General features: G+C 47.1%; 27 protein-coding genes and 1 tRNA gene. 12 read left to right on the plus strand and 16 right to left on the minus strand.

The annotated features are described in order from the left end of the window. Positions 1-47: 47 nt before the first annotated feature. Positions 48-2,441: an EAL domain-containing protein gene (locus Q3O60_RS11040; RefSeq protein ID WP_305893991.1), complete on the plus strand. Its 2,394-nt coding sequence runs from the start codon at positions 48-50 to the stop codon at positions 2,439-2,441. A gap of 4 nt (positions 2,442-2,445) precedes the next feature. On the opposite strand, the gene Q3O60_RS11045 is transcribed toward Q3O60_RS11040, so the two are convergent. The 3 genes from Q3O60_RS11045 to Q3O60_RS11055 form a co-directional block, all read right to left on the minus strand. Further along, entirely contained in the window at positions 2,446-3,273 is an 828-nt protein-coding gene (locus Q3O60_RS11045; RefSeq protein ID WP_305893992.1) for a CvfB family protein, read from the minus strand. An 86-nt stretch (positions 3,274-3,359) separates the two neighbouring features. Then, positions 3,360-4,901: a DUF3413 domain-containing protein gene (locus tag Q3O60_RS11050; RefSeq protein ID WP_305893993.1), complete on the minus strand. Its 1,542-nt coding sequence runs from the start codon at positions 4,899-4,901 to the stop codon at positions 3,360-3,362. Between the two features lie 7 nt (positions 4,902-4,908). Continuing rightward, positions 4,909-5,133, minus strand: a complete 225-nt coding sequence (locus Q3O60_RS11055; protein WP_305893994.1) for a YejL family protein — start codon at positions 5,131-5,133, stop codon at positions 4,909-4,911. 69 nt (positions 5,134-5,202) lie between these two features. Here Q3O60_RS11055 and yejK point away from each other — a divergent pair, with 69 nt between their 5' ends. Next, positions 5,203-6,216, plus strand: coding sequence for a nucleoid-associated protein YejK (yejK, locus tag Q3O60_RS11060; RefSeq protein WP_305893995.1), 1,014 nt, complete (start codon positions 5,203-5,205; stop codon positions 6,214-6,216). Between the two features lie 30 nt (positions 6,217-6,246). Here the strand turns inward: yejK and Q3O60_RS11065 are convergent, their stop codons facing one another. From Q3O60_RS11065 to Q3O60_RS11085, 5 genes are read right to left on the minus strand one after another with little or no spacing between them, the layout of a single operon-like run. Next, positions 6,247-6,429 carry a DUF2897 family protein gene (locus Q3O60_RS11065; RefSeq protein WP_305893996.1) on the minus strand — a complete coding sequence of 61 codons (183 nt, stop codon included), beginning with the start codon at positions 6,427-6,429 and terminating at the stop codon, positions 6,247-6,249. Positions 6,430-6,442: 13 nt separating this feature from the next. After that, the gene (locus tag Q3O60_RS11070) at positions 6,443-7,138 is read right to left on the minus strand and encodes a M15 family metallopeptidase (protein ID WP_305893997.1); all 696 of its coding nucleotides are present in this window, start codon (positions 7,136-7,138) and stop codon (positions 6,443-6,445) included. Continuing rightward, a complete protein-coding gene (dapE, locus tag Q3O60_RS11075; protein ID WP_305893998.1) occupies positions 7,135-8,271 on the minus strand; it encodes a succinyl-diaminopimelate desuccinylase in 1,137 nt (378 codons plus the stop codon). The genes Q3O60_RS11070 and dapE overlap by 4 nt, the downstream gene beginning before the upstream one ends. Continuing rightward, positions 8,268-8,621: an ArsC family reductase gene (locus Q3O60_RS11080; RefSeq protein ID WP_305893999.1), complete on the minus strand. Its 354-nt coding sequence runs from the start codon at positions 8,619-8,621 to the stop codon at positions 8,268-8,270. The genes dapE and Q3O60_RS11080 overlap by 4 nt, the downstream gene beginning before the upstream one ends. Next, on the minus strand, positions 8,618-9,127 hold the full coding sequence (locus Q3O60_RS11085; RefSeq protein WP_369812660.1) for a PTS glucose transporter subunit IIA: 510 nt from the start codon (positions 9,125-9,127) through the stop codon (positions 8,618-8,620). Before Q3O60_RS11085 ends, Q3O60_RS11080 begins: the two co-directional genes overlap by 4 nt. A gap of 562 nt (positions 9,128-9,689) precedes the next feature. On the opposite strand from Q3O60_RS11085, the gene yfbV reads away from it, so the two are divergent. Continuing rightward, on the plus strand, positions 9,690-10,142 hold the full coding sequence (yfbV, locus tag Q3O60_RS11090) for a terminus macrodomain insulation protein YfbV (RefSeq protein ID WP_305894001.1): 453 nt from the start codon (positions 9,690-9,692) through the stop codon (positions 10,140-10,142). A gap of 62 nt (positions 10,143-10,204) precedes the next feature. Here yfbV and xthA read toward each other — a convergent pair whose 3' ends face one another. Then, a complete protein-coding gene (gene xthA, locus Q3O60_RS11095; protein WP_305894002.1) occupies positions 10,205-11,023 on the minus strand; it encodes an exodeoxyribonuclease III in 819 nt (272 codons plus the stop codon). A 160-nt stretch (positions 11,024-11,183) separates the two neighbouring features. Here xthA and Q3O60_RS11100 point away from each other — a divergent pair, with 160 nt between their 5' ends. Together Q3O60_RS11100 and deoC are read left to right on the plus strand one after the other, a co-directional pair. Next, the gene (locus Q3O60_RS11100; protein ID WP_305894003.1) at positions 11,184-11,918 is read left to right on the plus strand and encodes a M48 family metallopeptidase; all 735 of its coding nucleotides are present in this window, start codon (positions 11,184-11,186) and stop codon (positions 11,916-11,918) included. 105 nt (positions 11,919-12,023) lie between these two features. Beyond that, the gene (gene deoC, locus Q3O60_RS11105) at positions 12,024-12,764 is read left to right on the plus strand and encodes a deoxyribose-phosphate aldolase (RefSeq protein WP_305894004.1); all 741 of its coding nucleotides are present in this window, start codon (positions 12,024-12,026) and stop codon (positions 12,762-12,764) included. Here deoC and Q3O60_RS11110 read toward each other — a convergent pair. Together Q3O60_RS11110 and Q3O60_RS11115 are read right to left on the minus strand one after the other, a co-directional pair. After that, positions 12,761-14,392 carry a response regulator gene (locus Q3O60_RS11110; protein ID WP_305894005.1) on the minus strand — a complete coding sequence of 544 codons (1,632 nt, stop codon included), beginning with the start codon at positions 14,390-14,392 and terminating at the stop codon, positions 12,761-12,763. The genes deoC and Q3O60_RS11110 overlap by 4 nt on opposite strands. Before the next feature lie 82 nt (positions 14,393-14,474). Further along, positions 14,475-14,559: transfer RNA gene (locus tag Q3O60_RS11115), tRNA-Tyr, on the minus strand. 110 nt (positions 14,560-14,669) lie between these two features. On the opposite strand from Q3O60_RS11115, the gene Q3O60_RS11120 reads away from it, so the two are divergent. Then, positions 14,670-15,146, plus strand: a complete 477-nt coding sequence (locus Q3O60_RS11120) for a VC2046/SO_2500 family protein (protein WP_305894006.1) — start codon at positions 14,670-14,672, stop codon at positions 15,144-15,146. Here the strand turns inward: Q3O60_RS11120 and Q3O60_RS11125 are convergent. From Q3O60_RS11125 to Q3O60_RS11135, 3 genes are all read right to left on the minus strand, one after another. Further along, the gene (locus tag Q3O60_RS11125) at positions 15,131-15,625 is read right to left on the minus strand and encodes a YchJ family protein (protein WP_305894007.1); all 495 of its coding nucleotides are present in this window, start codon (positions 15,623-15,625) and stop codon (positions 15,131-15,133) included. The two genes, Q3O60_RS11120 and Q3O60_RS11125, sit on opposite strands and share 16 nt — an antisense overlap. A gap of 60 nt (positions 15,626-15,685) precedes the next feature. Continuing rightward, on the minus strand, positions 15,686-16,117 hold the full coding sequence (locus Q3O60_RS11130) for a hypothetical protein (RefSeq protein ID WP_305894008.1): 432 nt from the start codon (positions 16,115-16,117) through the stop codon (positions 15,686-15,688). 76 nt (positions 16,118-16,193) lie between these two features. Next, entirely contained in the window at positions 16,194-16,688 is a 495-nt protein-coding gene (locus tag Q3O60_RS11135) for an SEL1-like repeat protein (RefSeq protein ID WP_305894009.1), read from the minus strand. Positions 16,689-16,875: 187 nt separating this feature from the next. Between Q3O60_RS11135 and Q3O60_RS11140 the strand changes: the two genes are divergently transcribed. Then, complete coding sequence (locus Q3O60_RS11140) at positions 16,876-17,583, plus strand: DUF3581 family protein (RefSeq protein WP_305894010.1); 708 nt, start codon at positions 16,876-16,878, stop codon at positions 17,581-17,583. A 1-nt stretch (position 17,584) separates the two neighbouring features. Here the strand turns inward: Q3O60_RS11140 and wecA are convergent, their stop codons facing one another. After that, positions 17,585-18,652 carry a UDP-N-acetylglucosamine--undecaprenyl-phosphate N-acetylglucosaminephosphotransferase gene (gene wecA / locus Q3O60_RS11145; RefSeq protein WP_305894011.1) on the minus strand — a complete coding sequence of 356 codons (1,068 nt, stop codon included), beginning with the start codon at positions 18,650-18,652 and terminating at the stop codon, positions 17,585-17,587. Positions 18,653-18,764: 112 nt separating this feature from the next. Between wecA and Q3O60_RS11150 the strand changes: the two genes are divergently transcribed. From Q3O60_RS11150 to Q3O60_RS11170, 5 genes are read left to right on the plus strand one after another with little or no spacing between them, the layout of a single operon-like run. Continuing rightward, the gene (locus Q3O60_RS11150; RefSeq protein WP_305894060.1) at positions 18,765-19,817 is read left to right on the plus strand and encodes a glycosyltransferase family 4 protein; all 1,053 of its coding nucleotides are present in this window, start codon (positions 18,765-18,767) and stop codon (positions 19,815-19,817) included. Further along, the gene (locus Q3O60_RS11155) at positions 19,814-20,542 is read left to right on the plus strand and encodes a WecB/TagA/CpsF family glycosyltransferase (RefSeq protein ID WP_305894012.1); all 729 of its coding nucleotides are present in this window, start codon (positions 19,814-19,816) and stop codon (positions 20,540-20,542) included. Before Q3O60_RS11150 ends, Q3O60_RS11155 begins: the two co-directional genes overlap by 4 nt. Then, on the plus strand, positions 20,539-21,450 hold the full coding sequence (locus Q3O60_RS11160) for a glycosyltransferase (protein WP_305894013.1): 912 nt from the start codon (positions 20,539-20,541) through the stop codon (positions 21,448-21,450). Before Q3O60_RS11155 ends, Q3O60_RS11160 begins: the two co-directional genes overlap by 4 nt. 19 nt (positions 21,451-21,469) lie before the next feature. Further along, entirely contained in the window at positions 21,470-22,732 is a 1,263-nt protein-coding gene (locus tag Q3O60_RS11165) for an O-antigen ligase family protein (protein WP_305894014.1), read from the plus strand. Beyond that, positions 22,725-23,441 (plus strand): YdcF family protein, encoded by a 717-nt coding sequence (locus tag Q3O60_RS11170; protein ID WP_305894015.1) that lies wholly within the window; start codon positions 22,725-22,727, stop codon positions 23,439-23,441. Before Q3O60_RS11165 ends, Q3O60_RS11170 begins: the two co-directional genes overlap by 8 nt. A 36-nt stretch (positions 23,442-23,477) precedes the next feature. On the opposite strand, the gene fur is transcribed toward Q3O60_RS11170, so the two are convergent. Next, positions 23,478-23,915, minus strand: a complete 438-nt coding sequence (gene fur, locus Q3O60_RS11175; RefSeq protein ID WP_305894016.1) for a ferric iron uptake transcriptional regulator — start codon at positions 23,913-23,915, stop codon at positions 23,478-23,480. Between the last annotated feature and the right edge of the window lie 53 nt (positions 23,916-23,968).

Consider the following 23,968-nt stretch of genomic DNA (forward strand, 5'->3'; position numbering starts at 1 on the left):
AAGCATAGACCTACGTCAACGAATGGCAGTTTATGGTCCAAGTTAGCATGAGTAAGCCAAGCAGCGATGAAATTTCAGAGTTAGCTAAACTAAAACAACAGCTTGCAAAGCTTGAAGATGAAAATCATGAACTGCAGATCATCAATCAGCTGGCGGTAGAGCTCCATCAGCTGAATGACCTCAAAGAAATTACTGATTATGTCGCGAACACCTTGGCGCAAGCGCTAGGCTTCGAAGATTGCGCGATCTACCTCTATGACAGTCAATTGGATAAGCTCAGACGTTTTTCTGCGGCGGGCTCCCGAAACGTGGCTGATGATCAAGGGTATAGCCAGATCAGTATGCAGCAAGGGATCGTCGGCTACTGTGCCAGTAAGCGTCAAACGGTAATGGTGAACGACACGCGTGAGCAACCGCTTTATATACTTGATATCACTTTAAGTTTGTCGGAATTGGCTGTGCCTGTGGTTGATGAGGGTGAGCTGTTAGCCGTGATTGATTCTGAACATCAGCAAGCCAATTATTTTACAGAGCGTCATCGTACTATTTTAGAGGCCATCGCGCCGATTTTGGCGGCTAAACTAAGGCGAATGCAAACACTGACTTATTTGGAAGAATCAGTCGATAAGTTAGAGTACGCAGAAAAGCTACAAAAGTCTCTGTATGAAATTGCTGCTTTTGCGTATTTTGCCGATGAATTGAATGAGTTTTATACCCATGTGCATCAGATTGTCAGCTCATTGATTTACGCGCCTAATTTTTATATTGCTCTGTATGATATTGAGAAAGAGCACCTGAATTTTCCCTACTTTGTTGATACTCGCGGCGATGAACAGCCTAATACTATCTACCCCATAGAAATTCTCAATAACAGTTTAACTGGTCTGGTGTTCCGAACGGACCGGCCCTTATTGCTTGATCGTAAAAGCTTGTTAAAAATGTATGAGGAAGGGCAATTAAAAGCCTATGGCGACCTAGCTGCATGTTGGCTTGGCGTGCCATTCCACTCGGGTGACTCTGTGCATGGTGTCGTGGTAGTGCAGAGCTATATCGAAGACATTCATTATGATCAAAGTGATTTAGAGCTATTAACCTTTGTGGCTCAGCATATTTCCAATGCCCTGGAGCGGGTATTTTCAGAACGAAAGCTGCAGCATTTAGCACTGCATGATAACTTAACCGGTTTACCTAATCGTGGGCTGTTTTTAGACAGGGTCAATCATGCATTTCAACGAATGCAGCGGTTTCCTGAACAAAAACTGGCTGTGATGTACCTTGATCTCGATAAATTTAAAGCAGTGAATGATACGCATGGCCATGCTATTGGTGATGCGTTTCTCATTGCTGTAGGTCGATTGCTTAAACTGTGCATGCGGCAAAGTGATACCCTGGCAAGGCTGGGAGGCGACGAGTTTGCTATCTTGCTGGAAGATGTGGATAAGATGGCAACCATTGAAGAAGTGGCTCGTCGTATTCTCAGTTCTTTACAAAAACCGGTGGTTGTTGGGGATTTTGCTATCTTAGCATCCACTAGCATAGGGATTAGCTTCTGTGAGCTGGATACACCTGGCTTGGTGCCTGATGAATTAATACGACGCGCTGACATTGCCATGTATCAAGCGAAAAAAGACGGCCGGGGTATTTATCGTATTTACAACGAGAGTATGCAGGCTGACGATTTACCGCAGTGGAATCTGGAACAAGATCTTAAAATAGCACTAGCAGGAGAGCAATTGCTATTAAAGTACCAACCCATCGTCAGTTTGACGGACCAGTCGATACAAGGGTTTGAAGCACTACTGCGCTGGGAGCATGAAGAGCATGGCAGCATTAGCCCCGATCAGTTTATTCCTATAGCAGAACAAAGTCGGTTGATTGTTCGTATAGACCACTACGTATTACGACAAGCGATGGCACAAGCGGCTCGCTGGTATTCCATAAATAAACACTGCTATATCAGTGTCAATGTCTGCAGTATGACGATTTCGGATCCCGACTTTGTCAGTTGGCTGCAAGTCTTGATGCAACAGTATCAGCTGCCCGCATCTTGTGTAGCTTTGGAAATCACTGAGCGTGCGCTGATTGAGAATATTGCTCAGGCCAAGAAATGCATTCAACAACTGCGTGCAATTGGCATCCGGGTGTTCCTGGATGATTTTGGTACTGGTTACTCCAGTTTAAGCTATTTAAGTGAGTTTAAACTGGACGTGTTGAAAATTGATCGCAGCTTTATCGGTCATATGCAAGATGGCATGACCGATCATCCTATTGTGAACACCATTATTGCGTTGGCGAAAACCATGCAGCTGCGAGTGGTGGCAGAAGGCATTGAGACTGAGTTGCAGCAGCAGATCCTGCAACAACTCGGCTGTGATTATGGACAGGGTTATCTTTTTGCCCGGCCGCTGATGGCCGAGGAAGCCGAAGCCTGGTTGCGCTAGCGGCTTAGATCAAGCGAATGCCATCGGCTTCAATACTAATTTTGTTGGCTTTATACAAACTGCCAATGGCTTGTTTAAATGCCTTTTTACTGGCAGCAAATTGTTGATAAATGGCTTCAGGCGAGCTTTTATCGTGCAGTGGTAGAAAACCGCCAGCTTGCTGCAGCTGAGAGAGGATCTCCGGCTCCAGGGCTTTCATTTTCTCAACCCCGGGCGGGGTTAGACTCAAATCGATTTTACCATCCGGCCGTTGCTGTAAAATATAGGCGCGCATAGATTGGCCGGGGTACAAGGTTTTAAAGACTTGATCCTTAAATATGAGCCCCCAATGCTGTTGATTAATAATGGCTTTATAACCTAAATCAGTGCGACCGGCGATGATCACATCTACCGCTTGTTTTGCTTGATACGCTGGCTCCGATTTATGCACGTATTTATCCAGTTTACTGGAGGCGATAATACGGTTGCTGTTATCAACCATACAATAGACCAAATAGCGCTTGCCTTCTTGCATCGGGATTTGCTGTTCGCTGTAGGGAACTAATAAGTCTTTGCTTAATCCCCAATCCAAAAATGCACCGACCCGATTGACGGCGACAACACGTAACGACGCAATATGACCAACCATAATGTTGGGCTTTTCTGTGGTTGCAATCAGTTGATCTTCGGAGTCCAAATACAGGAACACATCAAGCTCCATGCCGATTTCAGCGATATCTGGTGCATAGCGCTTAGGCAGTAGAATCTCCCCCCATTCCATACCATCCAGAAAGTAGCCAAAGTCGACTTTTTTCTTGATAGTAAGCCGGTTCATTTTTCCTAATGCGAGCATGATAGCGATCCTGTGTCGTTCGAATTTATGATGGAGCCAAAAGTCTATTGAAGTTACTTAGACATTGAATTGTTTAACGATTCTGTTTAGTCATTAGGCAAAGGTGTGGATGATGCCTTTGGTAAACGTTGCAAAGCGTCAACCAACATTGGCATATCGAAAGGCTCATTCAGTGGCAGCAAGGTGCCCGCTGACCAGACGCCAAAACTGTGATCTTCCCGGATGATGACCAGCTTGTCTTTATAAAAACTATAAATCTCATGCTGGCTAATGGCTATCTTAGGGATATTTCGAGGCTGCAGCAAAGAATCACCAACAAGGCTTGGTGAAGCCTGACAGCCAGCTGCTGCCAAAATAGTGGGCAGGATATCCAAATGCATGCTTGCTGAGAACTGCTGCTGTTGCCGTAATGCTGGCCAACGATACCATGCTGCAGCAGGTGCCAGAGTAAACTGGCGGTGTTGACTGGTTAATTCAAACACAATCAATGGGCTTTGATTGGCATACTGCTGCCAGTTTTGTTGGATCGCATGCTCAAAAATAATTTGGATCGGCGCTGATGGTAAATCAAAATCTGCCAGCCATGGCAATTGAATGTCTGTTAATGATTGAGCTTGTTGCAGCCCGATGCGTTGCTGACTTTGCTGCAGCCACAAAGGCGGTGTTTGCAACAAACTGTTATAGGAGTCGCTATCGGTAAATTGGCCATGCAGCAGATGAAACAAAGCTTCAGCGGGCTCTGTAGGGGCGAAATGAGGAGTTAATGTCCTTAACCCTTGCTGCGCTACCCACTGCTGCTGGCTTGCCGTGAGTGGTGAGGTAATCAGGATGGTTAAGGGCTGTATATTTTGTTCCGCATCGCAATAGGCGCTGGTTTGGACCGGCGTTAGTCGATCCAATGAATCAAGAGGCTCTAGTTGGCTGCTTTGTCGTTGCTGTCGGTCAAGCAGTTGATAGCGGGCTAAAAAGCTTTTGGCGGTGGCTGGGTAGGTCAGCGGTAACACATTATCTTGCCGAACCACATCCAGCTTTAACTGGGCGTCCGCCCAGATATGCACCACATGGCTTAAGACAAAGCAGACTACAAAAAACACCCAGATTGGCCGGCCAGCTGTGATCGCTTGCAATCGGGCCATTTTCTTCCAGCAATAGTTGCTTATGGTGAGTTGCAGTGCCAACAGTACAGCCGATGTTACGATGACAATCAAAATAAAGTTTCGGGTATTGGTGACCACCTGCAACTTCATTAATTCGATGGTCTGTAACCAAGATGTATTCCCAATATGGTAGCCAAGACTGCGGTAAACATAAGCATCAAAAATGAGCACCACCAAGGCCAATGTTGCCAACACAGCACCGAGCCCACGCACATGCTTTTGTGACGGAAACAACAAGCTGATTGGAAAAATCGTCAGGGTAAAAAATAAAAAGCAGAGAAAGGCGGTATGACCGAACCAGTTGAGCAATAAGTAGCTCCAGCCAAGTCCTGTTTGGGGCAGTGGCTCTGCTAACCAATAACTCGCAGTGATGGCTAAAGCCAATAAAATATTGAAAAAGGTAAACCAATGCCCCCAGCGTAAGAGCCGGTTGACTTTGTTTACCAGGGAAAGATTATGCTCAAGCACCATAACCGAATTATGTCGTGCTATCAGAAATGCTGTCGCTGAGCGCCAGGCAAAATTGTTGGACCAACGCTGCCCGATGCTGCACCGGAACTTGTTGATTGACAATGTGGCTGACGGTATTGCCAAGACACATCAAACTTAACTCTGTGGTGGCATTTTGCGCACGTAACTCATCCAGTAAGGTATTAACCAGATTTTCAATTTGTGTTGAGGAATACTTTGATACAATAGGCATTGAGATACCGGGGCTAGTCAGCTTATCTGGTATGAATTGTAACAGAAATCTACAAAAGTAGGAAAATATATGTCGGTCGATGTCTACCAGTTAACCATTCATTACCTCGAGCAGGACGCAGAGGGGCAGCCAAGAGCGCACCAGCGTGAAGCATTGATATCCACCAATGCACAGGTTTGTCATCTGCTGGAACAATTGCATCTGGCTTACAACGGCAAACCGGCAAAAGGGTACGCTCGCTTCAGTGATGAAAAAGAAACGACGATGCAAGCCAGTGTACAATCATGGTTAGCGCAGGAGACGGACTTTCTCAAGCTAGCGAATCTGGCGACTGATGAGTTGATCAAACAGTTGGTTCAGCATCAATTAACGGAGAGCGGTTATTTGTTGATCGCGCACTACCGCTATCTGGCGACCGATTATTTGTTATTTGCCTTACTGGGCAGTAAAGAACATTTTAGCGTCACGCCGGAGCTTGAGTTGGCTTCAGCCCGCCATTTAGATATCGCCAGAATGCAGTTAGCTGCTCGAATTGATTTAACCGAGTATCAAGCAAACCCTCAGCACCCGCATGCGATTTCGTTTATTCGTGGCCGCGCGGGCCGCAAAGTGGCTGACTTTTTTCTGGATTTTCTTGGTTGTGAAGCAGGCTCAGATGCTAAAGAGAATAGCCAGCAGGTGTTGTCATCGGTTGAGGAATACTTAACAGCAGGTGAGTTCGAGCCCGTTGAAAAGCATCAAGTGCGCCAGCAAGTGTATCAATACTGCGAAGAACAAAGTAAGCAAGGTCAAGACGTGGTGCTCAAGGAGTTATCAGAAGCCTTGGATCCGAGTGATCAAGATGGCTTTATGCGCTACTGCGCAGAGCAACAGTTGACGGTTGCAGAGCAATTTCCTGTCGATGTAAAAAGCTTAAAGCCTTTGGTCAAGTTTAGTGGTGCCGGGGCAGGGGTAAGTCTTAGTTTTGAGCAAAAGCATCTTGGTGAGCGGGTGTTGTATAATCCAGAGCAGGATACACTGACCATTCGGGGTATTCCGCCTAATCTAAAAGACCAGCTACAACGCTTTTTACGGGGCGAGTAAAATGCTTTTGTTGTGCTCTATGAACCGGAGTTAATCCTTCGGTTCTGATTTCTCTTCTGTGTCACCTGTTGGTTTCTCTGGTTGTTGCGTCGCCGGTACTTTATTTTTTAGCTCATCTGGCAGTTTGAGCTTACCCATATGCTTAATGAGCATCAGGTTGCCAATGATGAGGCCAAAGCAGATCACCAAGGCACAGAACAAGGTCCAGTTCATAACCGCATTTCATTCATTGCTGTGGCTCGCAAATGGTTAAGCTATACCGTTGGAAGATATCTGGCAAATAGTGCAGTACGATGGCTTGCTCGGCAATGGGGTGTTGTCTGATGGTGGCATCTAAATCGGCCAGTTTAAAAGTAGCCAGACATTGTTCAGCTAAAGGCCGGTAACTTAAGTGCCATGGTTCTGCAGCTACTCCGCCTCGATAATGCTGATAGGGCAGAAAAAAATCAAAGCGGCCGGCTTCTGTACGAAGCCACTCACCTGCCAGCGCAAAGACACCACCTGGCTGATACTCAGTGGGATCCAGGGTGGGTTGGTAGTTGTTGATGCGGGCGCTGGCTGCATCAAATAGATCGAGCTCGGTTCCCCAATGGTGTCTGCTGCAGCCGGGTAGGGCGCTGTACAACAGAATAGCCTCCAGCTTTTGCCAGCCCGTTAGTTGCTGTACATCGACAAGCTGTTGTTGCTGGTCATACACCGGGCGGGCGCCGGTGCACTTTTGTTGCCAGATGTGGGCTTGTTGCTGGTACGAGCGAAAAGTGGATACCGGTTGTAATTCGATGCCATCTTCAGCTGCAGCCTCAACCATGGCTTGCCAGGCGGGTACCACCGATGCGTGAAGCCTGAAACCAGACTCTAGTTCTACCAGGTGCGATGTGCTGCAGCCTGTTAACTGCTCAGTACCGAGCGGTGGCAATATCATGTCAGCGTTTGTTCCAGAATGGACTCGTACATCAATGCAAGTAAATCAAGATCAGCCACAGAAACGCACTCGTTCACTTTGTGAATGGTGGCATTGCAGGGGCCTAACTCAATAACCTGGGCTCCGGTTGGAGCAATAAAGCGCCCGTCAGAGGTCCCCCCGGTGGTTTCGAGGCGGGGGGCAAAACCCTGCACTTGCTGCACTGCATTGACGGCCGATTGCACTAAGGTCCCTTCAGCGGTCAGGAAGGGCTCACCGTTGAGGATCCAATCCAATTGATAATTGAGGGCATGCTTGTCCAAAATAGCATAGACCCGCTGTTTTAACGCATCGGCGGTTACCTCTGTACTAAAGCGAAAATTAAAGGCAACCGTCATTTCGCCGGGGATGACATTGGTGGCTCCAGTGCCAGCATGCAGATTGGATATTTGAAAGCTGGTCGCAGGAAAAAAGGCATTGCCGTTATCCCAATGCTGGGCGGCTAACTCTGTCAGTGCAGCGGCCGCTTTATGCACAGGGTTATCTGCCAGATGCGGGTAAGCCACATGGCCCTGAACACCTTTCACGGTCAGGCTGCCACTTAATGAACCGCGACGACCATTCTTTATGACATCACCGACCTGTTTGGTACTGGAGGGCTCGCCCACTATACACCAGCGAATTTTCTCGTCTCTGGCTTCCAGTGTTTCAATGACGCGCTTGGTGCCGTTAATAAAAGGGCCTTCCTCATCGCTGGTAATCAAAAAAGCGATATCCCCGGTTAATTGTGGTTTACGTGATAAAAAACGCTCTGTAGCAACAATCATAGCAGCCAGGCTGCCTTTCATATCTGCTGCACCTCGGCCAAAAAGGGTACCGTCTAGCACCGTTGGTGTAAAAGGCGGTGTATGCCATTGAGACTCAGGACCTGGCGGCACAACATCGGTATGGCCGGCAAAACAAAACAGCGGTCGACCGCTGCCTTTTCTGGCCCATAAATTTAAAGTGTCTTCAAAAAACATCGATTCAATAGTAAAGCCATACGGAGCAAGCCGTTCAGCCATTAATTGCTGACAGCCCGCATCTTCAGGAGTAATGGATGGACGTTCGATCAATTCCATCGCCAGTTTTACCACTGGGCTTAGCTCACTCATGCTAGTTGCTCCTGCAGGTGTTGGTAACTGCTTTCAGAGAAGCCGACCATGTAACCAAGGCTGGAATGAAGCAAAGGGCGCTTGATAAGCGTAGGGTACTGCATCAGCAGTTGCAGTGTTTTTGCATCATCCAGATTGGATTTCTCGCTCTCTGACAATTGGCGAAAAGTAGTACTGCGGTTATTCAGTAACTTGGTAGCACTCAGCTCTTGCAACGCGTCGTGCAATTGTGTTTCAGACAAGGGCTGTTGCCGATAATCAATAAATTCATAAGGCAAGTGTTGGTTGTCGAGCCAGCGGCGGGCTTTTTTTACGGTATCGCAGTTTGGGATGCCATAGAGTTTGATCATAATGAAGTTCCGTGAAGTTGAAAAGTAAAGCAAGGTTGACGCGAGCTGACCATCTTAGCCGGAATAACGGCCTCAGCTTGGATTGCTTTCGCCGGAAGTAGTAACAGCGTCAACGTTAAAGGAGGTGTTTGGCTTAAAAATAGGGGATCAAAGCGCAGCAGTTGTTGGCCGGCTTTGAGATCCGCACCATCACGACAAGACCAGACCAGCCCTTTGCTGTGTTGGCTAAGCAGTGCTGCTGGCAATTCGAGTATCGTCTGCAAACCAGTTGGATGTTTAAAACGTATTGAGAACGAGGGTGTATAGTGGATCGATAGGGTACCATCACAAGGGGCATATAGCGTATCTGATTGAATATGAAACCAAAACCCGGGACCTGCAAGCTGGTAGGCGTGGATGGCTTCTGTATGCTGATTCAAGGACATAACTCGTCCATCTGCCGGAGCTAGCAGCTGCATGACTATAGCTCGTTTTTCTGTCCGTGGCTTGATGTCGTCAGAATGCATTATAGGTTCGATCGAATGGTAACCATGTCTGATGCACTAGCATAGCGAAAAGTGAGACTGCTTGCATCTGTTATCACGCAAGATCCTATACCACTGGCTGTTTGTTCCATTTTTATGTGTTGTTTTTATGAACTCGAGATGAATTTTCAATGAAATGGCTTTTTTTGCTGTTTAAAATGCTGACACTCAGATAGCGAGCCTTGTAAAACAGGCATATTCTTGTCCACAGATTCTGTGGATAACCCTGTGCAGAAAAGTGTTTAAATATGCTTATTTATTGATTTTTAGTTGTATTTTCTATTGGCACAAATTTTGATAGTTTGTTTATAAGGCAATTTTCGTTTTGGTGGATGATAAATGAACATTGGGTTGTGATGATTTACTTTAGAACAACAAAGAAAGTCATTTTGTAGATAAACAATTTTTTTGCGCTGGAAACATGGGGCTGGTGCTTGATAGGCACTTTTTTATGACTGAATCGCAATCAAGTGTATTTTTACTGCTGTCGCTGAGTTTATGCTAAAGTAAAGTATTGGCAGAACGTGCTGGCCTGGAGGTAAGTATGAACCAATCGATGTATTCCACTATTCGTGCAGGGGTCAGTTATAGCCAGAATTGGCCGCTTCAGCCTGAGCTCAATAGCATGCTGCCTGAAAACCGCATGATTCGGATGACGACTTGGTCACAAAAGATACTGCCCGCCATTGCCGTTTTAAATGGTTGGATGCAGTTGCAATGGTTTGGTGTGACTCAATTACCACTCTTGGTTGCTATGACCTTATTACTGGTATCGATGCCGGTTCAAGGGTGGTATTGGTTGGGCATCCGCTCAGCAACAAAACTACCACCCAACCTGGTACATTGGTACCAGCACTTGGTTGAAAAACTACAGCAAAATGGCATCACTGTGGTCGAGCGTGAGGACAATCATAGCTTGCGGTATCGTGATTTGGGGCTGGTTTTGCAACAAGCTTACCGTCAATTGGATAAGGCCTTTATTCGCAATAGCTGGTAATGGCTCAAAGCATGGTTGCTTGAGCCATTGCAAGTTAGCACACGAACCTAAGTTGTCGCTACTTAAACCGTTGCTAGTTTGAAGCAAGACCAAACCGGTGCATGGTCCGATGGTTTTTCAATTCCGCGTAACTCATAATCAATACCTGATTCAGTCAGCTCAGCCGTCAGGGGAGGCGTGGCCATAACCACATCAATGCGCAGACCCCGGTTATCCAGAAAGCCTTTAGAGCGGTAATCAAACCAGCTAAATTGATCCGAAATATCAGGGTGTAGATGGCGGTAAGTATCTATCAGCCCCCAATCCTTTAATCGTTGCAACCAAGCTCGCTCTTCTGGCAAAAAGGAGGTTTTTCCTTCACGTAACCAGCGTTTCGCGTTGGCTTCACCAATGCCTATATCTTGATCTAGCGGGGAAATATTAATATCGCCAATAACGGCAATGAGGTCTTCGGACGTATGATTTTGTTCTAAGTATACTTGTAAGTCGTTATAAAACTTGGTTTTGGCAGGAAATTTCAGCGGGTGACTACGATTCTCTCCTTGAGGAAAGTAGCCATTAAGTAAAGTCAACTGCTTGCCATTTTCAAGGGCAAAGGTACCAATCAGCATTCGACGTTGTGCATCGGCTTCATCGCCAGGAAAGCCATACTGCATGTGAACGGCTGGTATTTTGCTTAAAATCGCCACACCATAATGGCCTTTTTGACCAAAGTAGTATGCTTTGTAGCCCATAGCTTCAACCGCTTCCAGTGGAAACTGGTCATCATGTACCTTGATTTCCTGTAAGCCGATAAAATCGGGTTGATGCTTCTGGATAAGTGCTTCGAGCTGATGCAGTCTGGCTCTTAGCCCATTAATATTAAATGATATTATTTTCATTCTGCTATGGTCTCATCTGGCTGAATACAAGTTGTAGTGATCTTACCATCGACGCCGCTTTGGGTGAATCAATACCTAATGAATCGACATCTTAAACTTAGCTAAGTGCAGGCTTGAGTCAAAAGGGAAAAATCCTTATGCTAGGCCGGATTACCTATGGATGATAGAGCTTTTGGTGCCTGACGAATTTGAAATCAATACAGGGGTTGATACCCATTCGTACCGTTTGATCCGTAGCAAGCGGCGTCGGCAGCTGGCGCTGCAAGTAAAGGCTGGTGAGTTGGTCGTTAGGGCTTCGTCTGCATGCACCTTGTTGCAAATTGAAAGCTTTATTACACAAAAATCAGATTGGATTGCTCGGCACCTGCATCAGCAACAGCAGCAGTTGCAACGCTCCAGGCGGTGCGTCTTGCAAGATGGTGTGTTGTTATTTGATCAGGCTTTTCCTATCCAGCTCCAGCGTGCATCTCGTTCTGCAGTTCAGTTTGATGGCAAGCAAGTGCTGATAGAATACAGCCGACGTATCAGCGATGAGCAATTGCCACACCGTGTGCATGCATTGGTGGATAGCTGGTACTGTCAGCAAGCGGCTGAGTGGTTTCCGAAACGTGTTGCTGAGTGGCAGCATCAGATGCAGTTATATAGTACCTCAGTCGGAGTGAAGAAATGGCGCCGTCGCTGGGGCAGTTGCTCAAACCGGGGGGCGCTGCTGTTTAATTGGCGATTGATGATGGCTCCACAGTGGGTGATTGATTATGTCATTGTCCATGAGCTGGCACATTTGCAATGGATGGATCACTCTGCATTATTCTGGCAGTTGGTTCGACAGCACTATAATCGAATTGATGAAGCAAGACAGTGGTTGCAGCAACATCAGTATGTTCTCATAACATAAACGACGGTCTTCGTTGAATTAATGTTTCATTATTCAGTCTTTCATTGGCATTGACTTACTTTGTTAGCGTATAAAAATAGAGATTAAAAATAAAAAGGTTCACCTATGACTACTGCTCAACGCCTTACCCAATTAGCGCAATTGCTTGATGTAACACGTTTGCAAGATCAGGATAATTCAGAGCAGATGGAGCTGTGGTTAGATTCTGTGCAGCAAGCTAAGCTATCACCGGCGGCGCTTTGCATTTACCCCATTTATTTGCCTTTGCTGCAGGCAAAGAAGGAGTGGCTGAATGCTCAAGCCATTGCCAAAGCTACGGTTGTTAATTTCCCTGGCGGACAGCTTGGTTCTGATGAGGTCTGCCAACAGATTGCAAAGGCACGTCAGCAAGGCGCAGATGAAATTGATTGCGTGTTGCCATATCAGGATCTGATGGCGGGCAAAATTGGCTCGGTAAAAAGTTTTTTGATTGATGTACGCCAGGCATGTGGTACGGCAGTGTTAAAAGTCATTATAGAAAGTGGCGAGTTAATTACGGCTCAGCAAGTAGCCAGAGCCACTGAGTTGACCATCGACAATGGTGCTGATTTTGTTAAATCATCAACGGGAAAAGTACCGGTAGGTTTAACTGATGAAGCTGCGCAGATTATATTAACTGTGATTGCCGGAGCTGACCGGGATGTAGGTTTTAAAGCATCGGGTGGTGTCCGCACCATTGAGCAGGGACTGTCGCTGATAGAGATGTTTCAAAGGATCACTGGACGTGAAGCCGATGCACAGCGGATGCGGATCGGTGCCAGTGGCTTGTTTCAAGAGTTAGTCCGCATGCAACAGAGCGCAGATTAACGTCTGCGCTCTGTCCGTATTTTTTCATAGCGCGACAACAGCTCTTGATAACGGACGCGATGGTGTTCAGGCAAGGGCATATTGTCTACAACACGAAACGCCTTGCGGCAGCGCTCAAAAGCATCACCAACCTTGAAATGCTGCGGTTGACTCAATAATTGCAGCAGGCTTTGAATGTAATTTAAAGCGGCGCCGGTATTCATGGGGGCTAGCTCAAGCGCTTGTTCAAATTGCTTGGCTGCTTCACTAAAAAGGCCAGCTTTGTATAAGCGGATCCCTTCTTTGTTGTACTGAGCAAAGTATTCTTTTCGGCTGACGGTGATGTCTGTTTGCCGTTGTATAATGGCGTCCAGAACCGGGTTATCCAGCGTCTCTTTGGATATTTTTTGCTTGAGGCTATCTGCCTCTTCATATTCACCAATTTGATTGAGTAACAAAACGGCATCAGCCAGGCTATGCTCTTGTCCGTGCAATAAGTCGGCGACAGTTGCAAAGGTTCGTTTTGCTTGAAACTGTTGGCCACTGAGCGACTCAAGGCGGGCCTGGCACAGTACTTCGAATAAGTCGAAGTCAATGTCTTTGATCATGGACTCATCGAGCCGGGCTCGCTGCAATGCAATCATAGTTTCCTGCTGATAGCGGTTTTTTTGCTGCGGCTCCTCTGACTCCATTGCTGCTTCAATAACGGTACGTATGTAATTTTGCAGATGAATGACATCTTGTTTCAGTGAGCGGCGAGTAATTTCATACAACTGCTTGCTGGCTTGAACTTGCCTTGGCATATCATGCACTTTGCGGGCAATTTCCATCATTAAGTATTGCCGCTTGATCGAGTGAGGGGCAATTTCAGATGCATTGAGGATGCATTGCAGGGCTTCATCTGGCTGAGCCATTGCCATGTACGCTTTCGCCTTTAAATCGAAGGCCTCGGCAAAGTAGCGATTGCTTTCCAGTGCCTCTTCACAGAGCTCCAGACAGCGCTGAAATTCACCTTGATCAAAGTAGATTTGCGCCTGCAGTACCAAGGCCCAACCGCTGCGGTGTTGCTCCAGATTCTGTGACAACACCTGTTGTGCTGCATCAAGCTTGCGATGCTTGATAAAGGTTTCAGCCAGTACGCGTTTACAAAACTGCTGATAACGACCTTCGGTACTGATTTCTTGTTGACACAACTCGATGATGGTGTCGCCTTGTTCATCATACAAGGCTTGATACAAGGCGTTCAGCTTTACTTTTTTGTGTTGGATCTTCTGAATACGACTGCGCAATACTCGTTGTGAAAAGGGTTTGATCAGGTAATCATCCGGCTCCAGTTCGACCGCACTCATCACCATAGGGACGGTATTTTCACCAGTCACAATCATAAAAATACTGCTCGGCTTCAGCAGTTTTTTCTCTCGCAAGTCTTCCAGCAATTGCTTGCCGTTTTTTCCGGTACCTAAGTGGTAATCGACAAACAGCACGTCGTAATCCATGTTGATGCACTTTGCCAGTGCTTGCTCGCCAGTGGGAGCAAAGGCAACATTAGTGGCTCCCATTGAATACAATATGCCCTTAAACATCAACTGGAAGGAGCGTTGATCGTCAACAATTAAGACGCGAAGGTTTTCAAGCGTTTTGCTTTCCATGGATACAACTGTGTTCGTTAAAACTTCATAAGGTAAGTGTCAGTAAAATGTGGGATTTTAGCAAGGAAAAACTGCAGGAAAATGGTGGAGGGGGAAGGATTCGAACCTTCGAAGGCTGAGCCGGCAGATTTACAGTCTGATCCCTTTGACCACTCGGGAACCCCTCCACTTGAGGGCTGCATAATAACAAAATTTTGTCTGATGTAAAGCAAGCACCTTTATTTATTTAGTCAGCTGCCGATAAAGCAAGCAGATGCAGTTAAATGGGTGATGTTTTGTGCTGATCCACGAATGGCAATTAGGTACTAAGTTAAGTTCAGCCTTGCAGCAGCAACAGCCAGCTGACTTTCGGATATGGTGCGCTATGCTATCAACTGCGGTAGAAGAGCAAGCTGCTTTTGTACTGCAACAACAACACAAAGTGGAACAAAAAACACCACTACGACAGTTATTCGGTTTGGCTGAAAGCCGTCCATTAGACTACCAGTCAGACGATGAAATGCATTTCAAGCAGTTAAATGAAGCGTTGCAATCGGATGGCTTTGCGCAGGCAAGACTACTGCAGCAGCTGCATCAATACCCTTGGGTCCTGCATGATAAAGCGAAGAAGCTGGATGCACGAGTTGAAGATAATTTAGATGCGCATGCCAGACGTCGATACTTGCACCAATCGATGGAAGCAGTTGATGCGGATGCGACTCAACTTTACGATGTATTGCAGCAACTGCATGGCCATAATCAAGATGCTGCTTGACCAGATGCCCGGTGCAATTGGCAGGATTTAAACTTTTTGCCGCTGCCACAGGGGCACGAATCATTGCGGCCTATCTTTTGGCCGGGAAAGTCAGTCAGACGGCCACTGGCGTAATACCACTGGCCTTGAATGAACTCGAATACAGAATACTCTTGAAAGCTGTGTAGTTGATGTCCCTGAATGAAATAGACTTTAAATTCAACAAAGCCATGCGCTGCGGTAGAGTCAAGTGGACTGGAGCTCAGGATTTGTAGCTGGGTAAAGTGAGTTTCTTTAATAAAAGGCTGCAATGCAGCTGGCGACTGTGCTTCACGCAGCGAAGGGACGCAGCTTCGTTGTAAATACTCAGCGTGCCCATAGCAAAAGGCACTGTAGCGTGAACGCATCAACTGCTCGCAGCTTTTTGCCTCCTGCAAGCCATTCAGCAAGGGTTGGCAACAATCTGCAAAAGATTGCCCCGAACCACAATAACACCGCATAGTTTCATCCTGCTCAATCCAACTGACCACAGGCTATGGTAGCGTATCGCCAGTTGATTGTCAGTGATGTGGCTGCATGCTGGCATGGCTGAACCAATAAACTGTGCAGCCATAATGCTTCGCCAGCGAAGTTAACTCATAGTGCTCTGCCGTACTAAGCAGCTCGCCAAAGCTAATAATGGTGCTGCAGGTGCCTGCCAGAATAGCTTTTTTCAGCGTATCAGCCAGGTGATGGATCTGTTTCCGGTGAATAAGTAGGGTTCGATTTTGTTGTGCCGCCTCAGCTTCAGCCAGTACCTTCAATGATTCACTTTCAGGAGCCAGAATTAAGGTCCAGCCCCGATCAGCCTGGTGGCGCTCAAACAGGGCAGTAAGTTGTTGGCTGGTGGTGGTCGCGGCCTGTTGTTGGCAATAATGAAACCCGGGACCTTGCTGATAGAACCCCTGATGACTTGACGCTGAAGGGATCATGCTATTCGTTGAACGACTCATAGAAACTCCTGACTGTTGTTTTGTACAGTGTATGGATATACAGTAGTTGTTGCCCGAGTAAAAATCAAGCATTTTTTTACAATACAGCCATGCGTCTGTCTTCGATGTATTCATACCGTTCAGCAGCAAGCTCTGTGGCTTGCTGAACCAGAGTTTCTGAGAGTTGTTGTTGCAACGATTTGACAAGTTTTAGTGCGGCATCCTCACGCTGTTTGGCCGCTAATAGTAGCCAGCAGTAGGCATGCTTCGCTGAAGCGGGTAGCCCTTGACCTTTTAAAAACATCAAACCTAAATAATACTGCGCCTTACTATGACCAAGCAGGGCAGTCTGACGAAATAAACGAGCGGCATGGTGATAGTCTTTTTCGGCGTAACTTTTTAAGGCTTGAGTTAAAATCGTCTTGCATTGTTCGGATAAGGCAGGGGCTTGCAGCATCCTCGGCAACAACATGCCGCTGTCTTTAACAATGGCGTTTAACAGTTGTTGGTGCTCCAACAGCTTATCTTCCAGCTCAGCAAGACTGAGCTTTTTCATGGCGGCCAAATGTTGTCGGCTTGTTTTCAAGGTCATTGCATGGTCTCTTCATACCTATTATGGGATCACGACGATGAAAGGAGATCAATCATGGACGTATGTTTGCTGTTTTGACCAGATGCATAACTCCTGCCAAAAATAAAAATTAGTACTGGCAAGACCAATATACTGGAAAATTGAGGTAGACTAAGTTAGATTTTTTGCCATCTAACACGGAACTTTCATGTTTTTGACGCCATACATTACCCGGCAGGGTGAAGAGTTTTCTTTCAGTCGCGCTCAGGCGAGTAATTTTGCAAAGAAAATTGCCAGTGACTTTAATCCATTGCATGATGAAGATGCGAAGCGCTTTTGTGTCCCCGGTGACTTGATGTTTGCCTGGTTTGCTAGCCAGTACGGTATTAGTGAGCAGTTATGCTGCACATTTTCGGGTATGGTTGCATCGGATATCTGGTTGCATTTTAGCCAGCAGGGCGATGAGATTCATATTTGTGATCGACAAGATAAAGTCTATTTATCTCTTCGTCAGCAGGGTAAGGTCATTCGGGATGAAGCCCTGATCGAATCGATTGTGACCGATTATGTCCGTTTTTCTGGTCAGAATTTTCCGCATATCTTGCAACCATTAATGCAACAGCATGACGTGATGATCCATACCCAACGGCCCATGGTGATTTATGAAAGTATGGCCCTGCATTTGGATCAGTTGCCAACGGAGTTGCCAGACCTGGCCTTGACACAAAGCAGCTTAGAAGTCACAGGTCGGCGTGGCAATGTTGCTCTGGACTTTAGCTTAAGCAGCCATGGCAAGAGCATTGGTCATGGCCGTAAACATATGATCTTGAGTAATTTATCGCCCTATGATGGGGATGCGATGCAAGCTATGATCAATGAGTACGATCGTCGTAAGGCTTTGTTTTTCTCAGCTTAGACTAGCTTGAACTTCTGTCATGCCTTCTACGTTTTCGTAACGCCGACAATAAGCGCCAGATATGGGCTATCAGGTAGTAGTAGAAGGCTGCTAACGCGAGAAACAACAATAATACCAGCCCTTCAGGTAATAGCAGGTATTCAGCCAAAGCGCCTATGCTGGCACAAATACCAGCCAAACCTGCGATCAGCATCAAAGCCTGACGCGAGTTAAGTCCCATCCGCAATGAAATATGATGCAGATGTTCTCGGTCGGCTTTAAAAGGAGACTGTCCTTTACGAAGCCGCCGGATCATGATTACGGCCATGTCTAACAGTGGAATGGCAATGATCCACAGTGCTGTCACTGGGCGGAAGCTACTCGCCGGACTTTGGCTGCCTTGCAACAATAGCCAGATGACTGTCAAACCAATGAGCATGCTACCAGCATCGCCGAGAAAGACTTTTCGTAGACCAAACCATTGCAGATTAGCAGCCAGATAAGGGATTAATGCCATCATCATCAACAGAGGTATGATCGCCAGTTCTTGTTGCCCCCACATCAGCATAAAAAAGCTGAGCATGGCCATGCAGATAAAACTAAGAGTTCCGGCCAGACCATCAATACCATCGGTCATATTAAATGCATTGATGGCGGCGATGACTGCAATCACCGTTAAAGGCGGTCCAAACCAGCCTAAATCGATGGACCCCGCACCAAATAGGTTGCCCAGATGCGCCAGATGCAAGTCGAGACTCAGCATCATGGCAATGGCCACTATGGATTGAACCAGCAAACGAATACTGACGGATAAATCCAGTGCATCGTCAAAAGCACCTAATACCACAATGACGGCAGCACAGCCAATAAACTGCCAGTGAGCGATTGAGCTGATGTCATGACTTAGCAAGCCTGCAGCTAAGCCTGTAAAAAGGGCAAGGCCACCAATCAAAGGAATTTTGCCTTGATGCTGCTTTCTGCCTTTGGGAATATCGATCAATTGCAAACGGCTCGCGACGGGGCGGAGTATCCACAGCATTATGGATGTGATCAGCAGAGTCGTTAAAAAAGGCCAAAGAGGCAGGTACATAGGATCCCTTTTTTTGGTAAGCTGTTGTCATGGTTCAGCTTACAGTCATTAGCCTGTCGCTACGCTGAACAAACCTAGCCAACTTTAGATGAAGAATGAGCGAACCATTTTGATGCAAATCTTGCTGATCAGCAATATGGGGCCCAAACCATCGGCCCCAGTACAAGGGCAGTTTATTGAACAGCAGCGTCGTGCCTTGCCCATGAAAACGGATTATCATTTCATGCGCTGGCATCAGGATACGTTATTAAATCGTTGTTTTAAATACCCGGTATGGGCACTGTCTTTTTTCTGGCGTTACCTGTGCCGACGAAAAACCTATCAATTGCTGCATGTTCATTTTTATTACCCAACCATTTGGCTGGCCATCCTTTATAAAGTACTGCGCAATCGCAAGGCGATTATTGTGGTGACGTGCCATGGCAGCGATATTTACCATTATCAGCCAGCAAGCTTCGCTTATCGCTGGTGCACGCGCTGGGTGGACCACTGGATCTTTACAAGTTCAGCCTTGCAGCAGCGGTTTAGCCAACCCGTTCGTTCTGCTTGTGTCCTCTCTGCCGGTATTGCTGCCGACTTTGCCGATGTTGAGCCACTCTCTTGGAGGGAAAAAGACATTGATCTGTTGTTTGTGGGGAGTCTGGATCACAATAAAGGGCTGGACCGATTAAAACGATTGCTGCCGCAACTGGCTCAGCGTCAAGTGGTGATTATCGGACAGGGCGCGATGCAGCACGAAGTGGAAGGCTGGACCAAGCAGTACCCAACCATACGCTGGCTGCCGATGCAGTCGCAAACCCAGCTGATCAGTTGGTACCGACGAAGTAAGGTACTGCTGAGTTTATCAAGGCAGGAATCCTTTGGTTTGGTGATGACCGAGGCGCTGGCTTGTTCAACCCCCGTTATAGCAACGGTTACGGATGGCTCAACAGCTCAATTGCAGGCTGAATATGGTGTGCTTATTCCTCAATATGAGCAGGAAGACGAGCTTATAGTTCGCTTAGAACAGACATTGCAGCAGTTTTGGCAGTTGCCGGAGCCAAGCTATCAAGCCATGCAACAGCATGGTCGTTGTTACGCAGAGGGGCAGCTGTTATCGGTCATAGCTCAAAAAGTAGCCCAGCTGTATCAACAGCTGGCAGTCATCAAGGATACCGCGGTATGACAAAGGATAATGTAGATTCGGTGCTTATTGGTCCGTTGCAGATCGGTGCTTATCAGGACCAGCAGCAACTGCTCGAAACCATCGTCGATCAGCAAGGTTTTGTGTTTGCGGGTTCAGCCATTGCTATTAATCCGGAAAAAATCATGACGGCACGCCAAGATAGTTCGGTTGCCAGCATGTTGCAGCAGGCTGAAATCCGCTATGCTGATGGTATCGGTGTGGTGGCCGTGATGCGGCAACGTTTGAAGCGGCCGATCCAACGGATCCCCGGCTGTGAGCTATGGCAAGCCTTAATGCTTCGTTGCGCTGAATTTAAGGTGCCGGTGTATCTGGTGGGCGCTAAGCCTGAAGTTTTGGCGCAAACCAAAGCGAAGTTACAGCAGCAGCATGTGCATGTGGTGGGAGCAACCGATGGGTACTTCGGCGATGAACAGCAGGTCATTGAGTCCATAAAGCAAAGTGGGGCTCAAGTGATATCCGTAGCGATGGGATCTCCGAAGCAGGAGCAATTTATTGATCGCTGCAAACAGCAATTGCCTGCTTGCTTTTTTATGGGAGTAGGGGGCAGCTACGATGTGTTTACGGGCAATGTAAAACGAGCCCCGGCTATCTGGTGCAAACTCCACCTTGAGTGGGCCTATCGTTTGCTAAGTCAGCCCAGCCGTGTTGGTCGGCAGGGTAAGTTATTTCATTATCTATGGCTGGTACTTCGAGGACGCTTATGAATAGCGACAGTAACATGGCTGAGCAACCCCCTTTCATCACGGTATACATGCCAACCCACAATCGCTGGCGTATGGCGGTCAGTGCCATTGAGTCGGTATTGGCACAAGACTACCCTCACTTTGAGTTGATTGTGGTGGATGATGGCTCCACCGATCAGAGCTGGCAGGAGCTGAATCAGCGCTACGGCAGCGAGGAAAAAATATCGCTGCTCCGCCATGAACAAAGTCGCGGCGCCTGTGCTGCCCGTAATACCGCGATAGCGATAGCAAAAGGTGAATTTGTCACTGGTTTGGATGACGATGATGTTTTCTATCCGCATCGGTTATCCAGCCTGTTAGCGGCCTATCAACCAGAAGATTCGATGGTATGCTCAGGTTACTTGTGGCATTACGGCAAAGTGAGTAAGACATGCTATGCCAGCGATGAGATGGTTGATCTTCAAACCTTACTCGATGTTCACAATTTATCGAATCAAGCCTTGGTACCAACCCGCTTTATGCAGGAGTTAGGTGGCTTTGATGAACAACTGGCTGCATTTCAAGATTACGATATGTGGGTGCGGGTTGTTGCCCGGTTTGGGCCTGCCCGACGCATTGCCGAGATCAGTTATCAGGTGAATGCCGGACACGAAGCCGGGCGAATTACTGGCTCACCGAAACGATTGCAGGCTCATGATGACTTTGTAAAGAAACATCAACCGCAGATGACGGAGCGCAATAGACAAAATCAGCGTTTTTACCGGCATAGTATGCAGCAGTTACCAATGTCACTTCCACAATTAGTGGCTACCTGCCGCTTTGGCTTGATCCGGCTTAAAATCCGCTATTATCTCAAAATGAAGTTGAGTTGGTTAAGCCAGTTGCGACTGCGGCTGCTGCAAAAGGGCTGGCGAGGTTTCTTTGGCTGATTACTCCGTAGCTTGCCGAATGCCTGCTTGGTGCAAAGTCATTTTTCTTTGTGCCTCTTGTTATTTGCTGCTTGATATTACCCAAGGCGCCTTGTCTGCCGCAGACTGGCTGCACTGGCCGTTATCGGTGGTGTATAAGGCGATACTGTTGTTGTGCATGCTCGGCGTGATCTGGCAGGTTGAATCTCGCCGTTGGCTCTCACTATGCCTACTGCTAGTCCCTGTCATCATGCTTGTGGGGCCGGCCTTGAGCCAGCATCTGTATCAGCCTGTCTTGCCTTTTAGTCAAGATGCTATTTTAGCAGGCAAGCTGATGGCTCCAGCCATCGTTTTATTGTGCTTTTGGCATTATGCCCGGCAACAACCGGAGGATGCGCAGGCTATGTTGCAGTTGATCATGCATATTAGCTCGGTAGCCTTATTGTTTAGTTTTGTATTTGGCTTTATGGGGTTTGGCTATGCGGCTTATAGTCCAATGGATCAGATAGAGCTGGCGGCACTGGGTAGCAGCGGGTTTTTGCGAGCTGCTAATGAGGTATCTGCTTTGCTACTGGTACTGACTGCCTTTCAATTGCACCAAAGCTGGCAACGCTATCGTGGGCTTTATGTGCTGTTAAGTACGGTGGCATTATTTTGTGCGCTGCAGTTACTGACTAAGACGGCCCTGCTCGGTGTGGTGAGCATCATCCTTTTCGTTCCTTTATTGCATCTGAGAGCTGCAACGCGCAAAAAAGGGCTCTGGTGGATGGGGATTAGCGTGCTGCTGTTGCTTGTTTTAAGCCCCTGGTGGCTTCAACCAGTGCTGACAGGATTGGGGTTGTATGACAAGCTAAGCTGGGTGTATCAGGAAAAAGGCATGATCGGTCTGATCTTATCATCGCGTGATCTTTATATGCAGCACATTTGGCAAGCTTTTCGTGAACAGTTTGCCATCTGGCATCAGTGGCTTGGAGTTGGTCAGGCTGGTATTCAATTGCATGTCAGAAAATACTTTGCTGAATCCGATGCATTTGATGTGATGGTATTTTTTGGTGTGGTAGGTATGAGCTGGCTGCTTTGCTTGGTAGCATTTCTACTGTGGCTCGGTTGGCGTTGCCGTGGGGCGGCAGAGGGGCGTATTGTCCTGATGTTAAATCTGATGCTCGTGTTACTTGCTCTGGTTGCTGGCCATGTGCTGACATCTGGCATGCTCTGGTTGCCATGGATGATGTGGAATGCCTGGTTGTTAAGTGTTGCCAAACGCTCATTTACACCATCTGAAAAGGAGCTGGCACATGACTGACTTTATTCAACTGGCATTGTACCCACAGAATTTATTTTTGTACGGTTTGCTGCTAGCGGCTATCGCCTACCGTAAAAAGGGTTTATGGCTGTTATTTTTGTGGTTTTATCTTCTCGGCAACAGCTTTCTCGCCAATCAAGTTCGCAGCTGGCAACAACAGCAGATACAACCAGCCACGACGTTAAACCAAGACCGTTCTCGTGAGCCTGGCACTCTGGTGGTGATGGGGTGCGGTGGTTCCCCCAGTTCTTTACCTGCCTGCGCCCGTAACCGGTTAGATCATGTCGTAACCTTGCTAGCAGATAAGCCTCAACCCTCAGGCATTGTTATTACAACCAGACACTGTACGCCTTATACCGACTACTTGTTACAGCAGGGGATCAGTGGTGTGATCGATTGCTTTGATGGTGGCGACAATACCTACCAGGAGTTTTATCAATTGGCTGAGCGCTTTACTCAAGTGCAGCCATTGTTATTTGTCAGTAGCGATTATCATGGCTGGCGGATACAACGTTTGATTGAGCAACATCAATTGAATGGTGAGTTTTTAGCAGCGAGTACAGCGACCTTTAGGCCGCTGAATTGTCCATGGCATTGCTGGTTGACAGTTAATTTGAGCAATTACGACTTTTATGCCAAGCTGACGACTGAATGGTTTAGTTACGCCAGCTACCGGCTTAGTAAGCGTTGGCTCGATTGGCAGGAGTGACCCGACGGCCAACGGCGTTTTCTGGCAGGCTTGTATTTAATTGTCTGTATTGTGCGGGCAGCTATTTTTTTGCTCGCATTCGCCATACAAGTACAAACTATGGTTGGTGAGCTTCAAGCCATTGCGGTTCGCAATTTCCAGCTGTTTGCGTTCAATGGTATCGTCTTCAAACTCAATCACACGACCACAATTTAAGCAGACAAGATGGTCATGGTGGCTGGAGCCTGTCAATTCAAATACCGACTTACCGCCTTCAAAGTGATGGCGTGTTAAGATACCAGCATCATCAAACTGGTTCAGTACCCGATACACGGTCGCCAAACCAATATCCTCGCCAAGATCGAGCAATAATTTATAAACATCCTCTGCACTGATATGCTGGTTATTCGGATCCTGCAAAATCTCCAGAATTTTAACTCGGGGCAGGGTGACTTTCAGGCCAGCTTTGCGAAGTTCAGTATTATTATCAGTCATAAGATGCTTCTGTTGCTACTAGATACCATCGATTATAAAGCCATTGCAGCTTT

This window comes from Alkalimonas collagenimarina (assembly GCF_030717845.1).
Taxonomy (GTDB): Bacteria; Pseudomonadota; Gammaproteobacteria; order Enterobacterales; family Alteromonadaceae; genus Alkalimonas; species Alkalimonas collagenimarina.

Coding starts and splice junctions, on each gene's coding strand:
- Q3O60_RS11040 (WP_305893991.1), top strand. CDS start 48: ATGAGTAAGCCAAGCAGCGATGAAATTTCAGAGTTAGCTAAACTAAAA.
- Q3O60_RS11045 (WP_305893992.1), bottom strand. CDS start 3,273: ATGCTCGCATTAGGAAAAATGAACCGGCTTACTATCAAGAAAAAAGTC.
- Q3O60_RS11050 (WP_305893993.1), bottom strand. CDS start 4,901: ATGGTGCTTGAGCATAATCTTTCCCTGGTAAACAAAGTCAACCGGCTC.
- Q3O60_RS11055 (WP_305893994.1), bottom strand. CDS start 5,133: ATGCCTATTGTATCAAAGTATTCCTCAACACAAATTGAAAATCTGGTT.
- yejK (WP_305893995.1), top strand. CDS start 5,203: ATGTCGGTCGATGTCTACCAGTTAACCATTCATTACCTCGAGCAGGAC.
- Q3O60_RS11065 (WP_305893996.1), bottom strand. CDS start 6,429: ATGAACTGGACCTTGTTCTGTGCCTTGGTGATCTGCTTTGGCCTCATC.
- Q3O60_RS11070 (WP_305893997.1), bottom strand. CDS start 7,138: ATGATATTGCCACCGCTCGGTACTGAGCAGTTAACAGGCTGCAGCACA.
- dapE (WP_305893998.1), bottom strand. CDS start 8,271: ATGAGTGAGCTAAGCCCAGTGGTAAAACTGGCGATGGAATTGATCGAA.
- Q3O60_RS11080 (WP_305893999.1), bottom strand. CDS start 8,621: ATGATCAAACTCTATGGCATCCCAAACTGCGATACCGTAAAAAAAGCC.
- Q3O60_RS11085 (WP_369812660.1), bottom strand. CDS start 9,127: ATGCATTCTGACGACATCAAGCCACGGACAGAAAAACGAGCTATAGTC.
- yfbV (WP_305894001.1), top strand. CDS start 9,690: ATGAACCAATCGATGTATTCCACTATTCGTGCAGGGGTCAGTTATAGC.
- xthA (WP_305894002.1), bottom strand. CDS start 11,023: ATGAAAATAATATCATTTAATATTAATGGGCTAAGAGCCAGACTGCAT.
- Q3O60_RS11100 (WP_305894003.1), top strand. CDS start 11,184: ATGATAGAGCTTTTGGTGCCTGACGAATTTGAAATCAATACAGGGGTT.
- deoC (WP_305894004.1), top strand. CDS start 12,024: ATGACTACTGCTCAACGCCTTACCCAATTAGCGCAATTGCTTGATGTA.
- Q3O60_RS11110 (WP_305894005.1), bottom strand. CDS start 14,392: ATGGAAAGCAAAACGCTTGAAAACCTTCGCGTCTTAATTGTTGACGAT.
- Q3O60_RS11125 (WP_305894007.1), bottom strand. CDS start 15,625: ATGCGGTGTTATTGTGGTTCGGGGCAATCTTTTGCAGATTGTTGCCAA.
- Q3O60_RS11130 (WP_305894008.1), bottom strand. CDS start 16,117: ATGAGTCGTTCAACGAATAGCATGATCCCTTCAGCGTCAAGTCATCAG.
- Q3O60_RS11135 (WP_305894009.1), bottom strand. CDS start 16,688: ATGACCTTGAAAACAAGCCGACAACATTTGGCCGCCATGAAAAAGCTC.
- Q3O60_RS11140 (WP_305894010.1), top strand. CDS start 16,876: ATGTTTTTGACGCCATACATTACCCGGCAGGGTGAAGAGTTTTCTTTC.
- wecA (WP_305894011.1), bottom strand. CDS start 18,652: ATGTACCTGCCTCTTTGGCCTTTTTTAACGACTCTGCTGATCACATCC.
- Q3O60_RS11150 (WP_305894060.1), top strand. CDS start 18,765: ATGCAAATCTTGCTGATCAGCAATATGGGGCCCAAACCATCGGCCCCA.
- Q3O60_RS11155 (WP_305894012.1), top strand. CDS start 19,814: ATGACAAAGGATAATGTAGATTCGGTGCTTATTGGTCCGTTGCAGATC.
- Q3O60_RS11160 (WP_305894013.1), top strand. CDS start 20,539: ATGAATAGCGACAGTAACATGGCTGAGCAACCCCCTTTCATCACGGTA.
- Q3O60_RS11165 (WP_305894014.1), top strand. CDS start 21,470: ATGCCTGCTTGGTGCAAAGTCATTTTTCTTTGTGCCTCTTGTTATTTG.
- Q3O60_RS11170 (WP_305894015.1), top strand. CDS start 22,725: ATGACTGACTTTATTCAACTGGCATTGTACCCACAGAATTTATTTTTG.
- fur (WP_305894016.1), bottom strand. CDS start 23,915: ATGACTGATAATAATACTGAACTTCGCAAAGCTGGCCTGAAAGTCACC.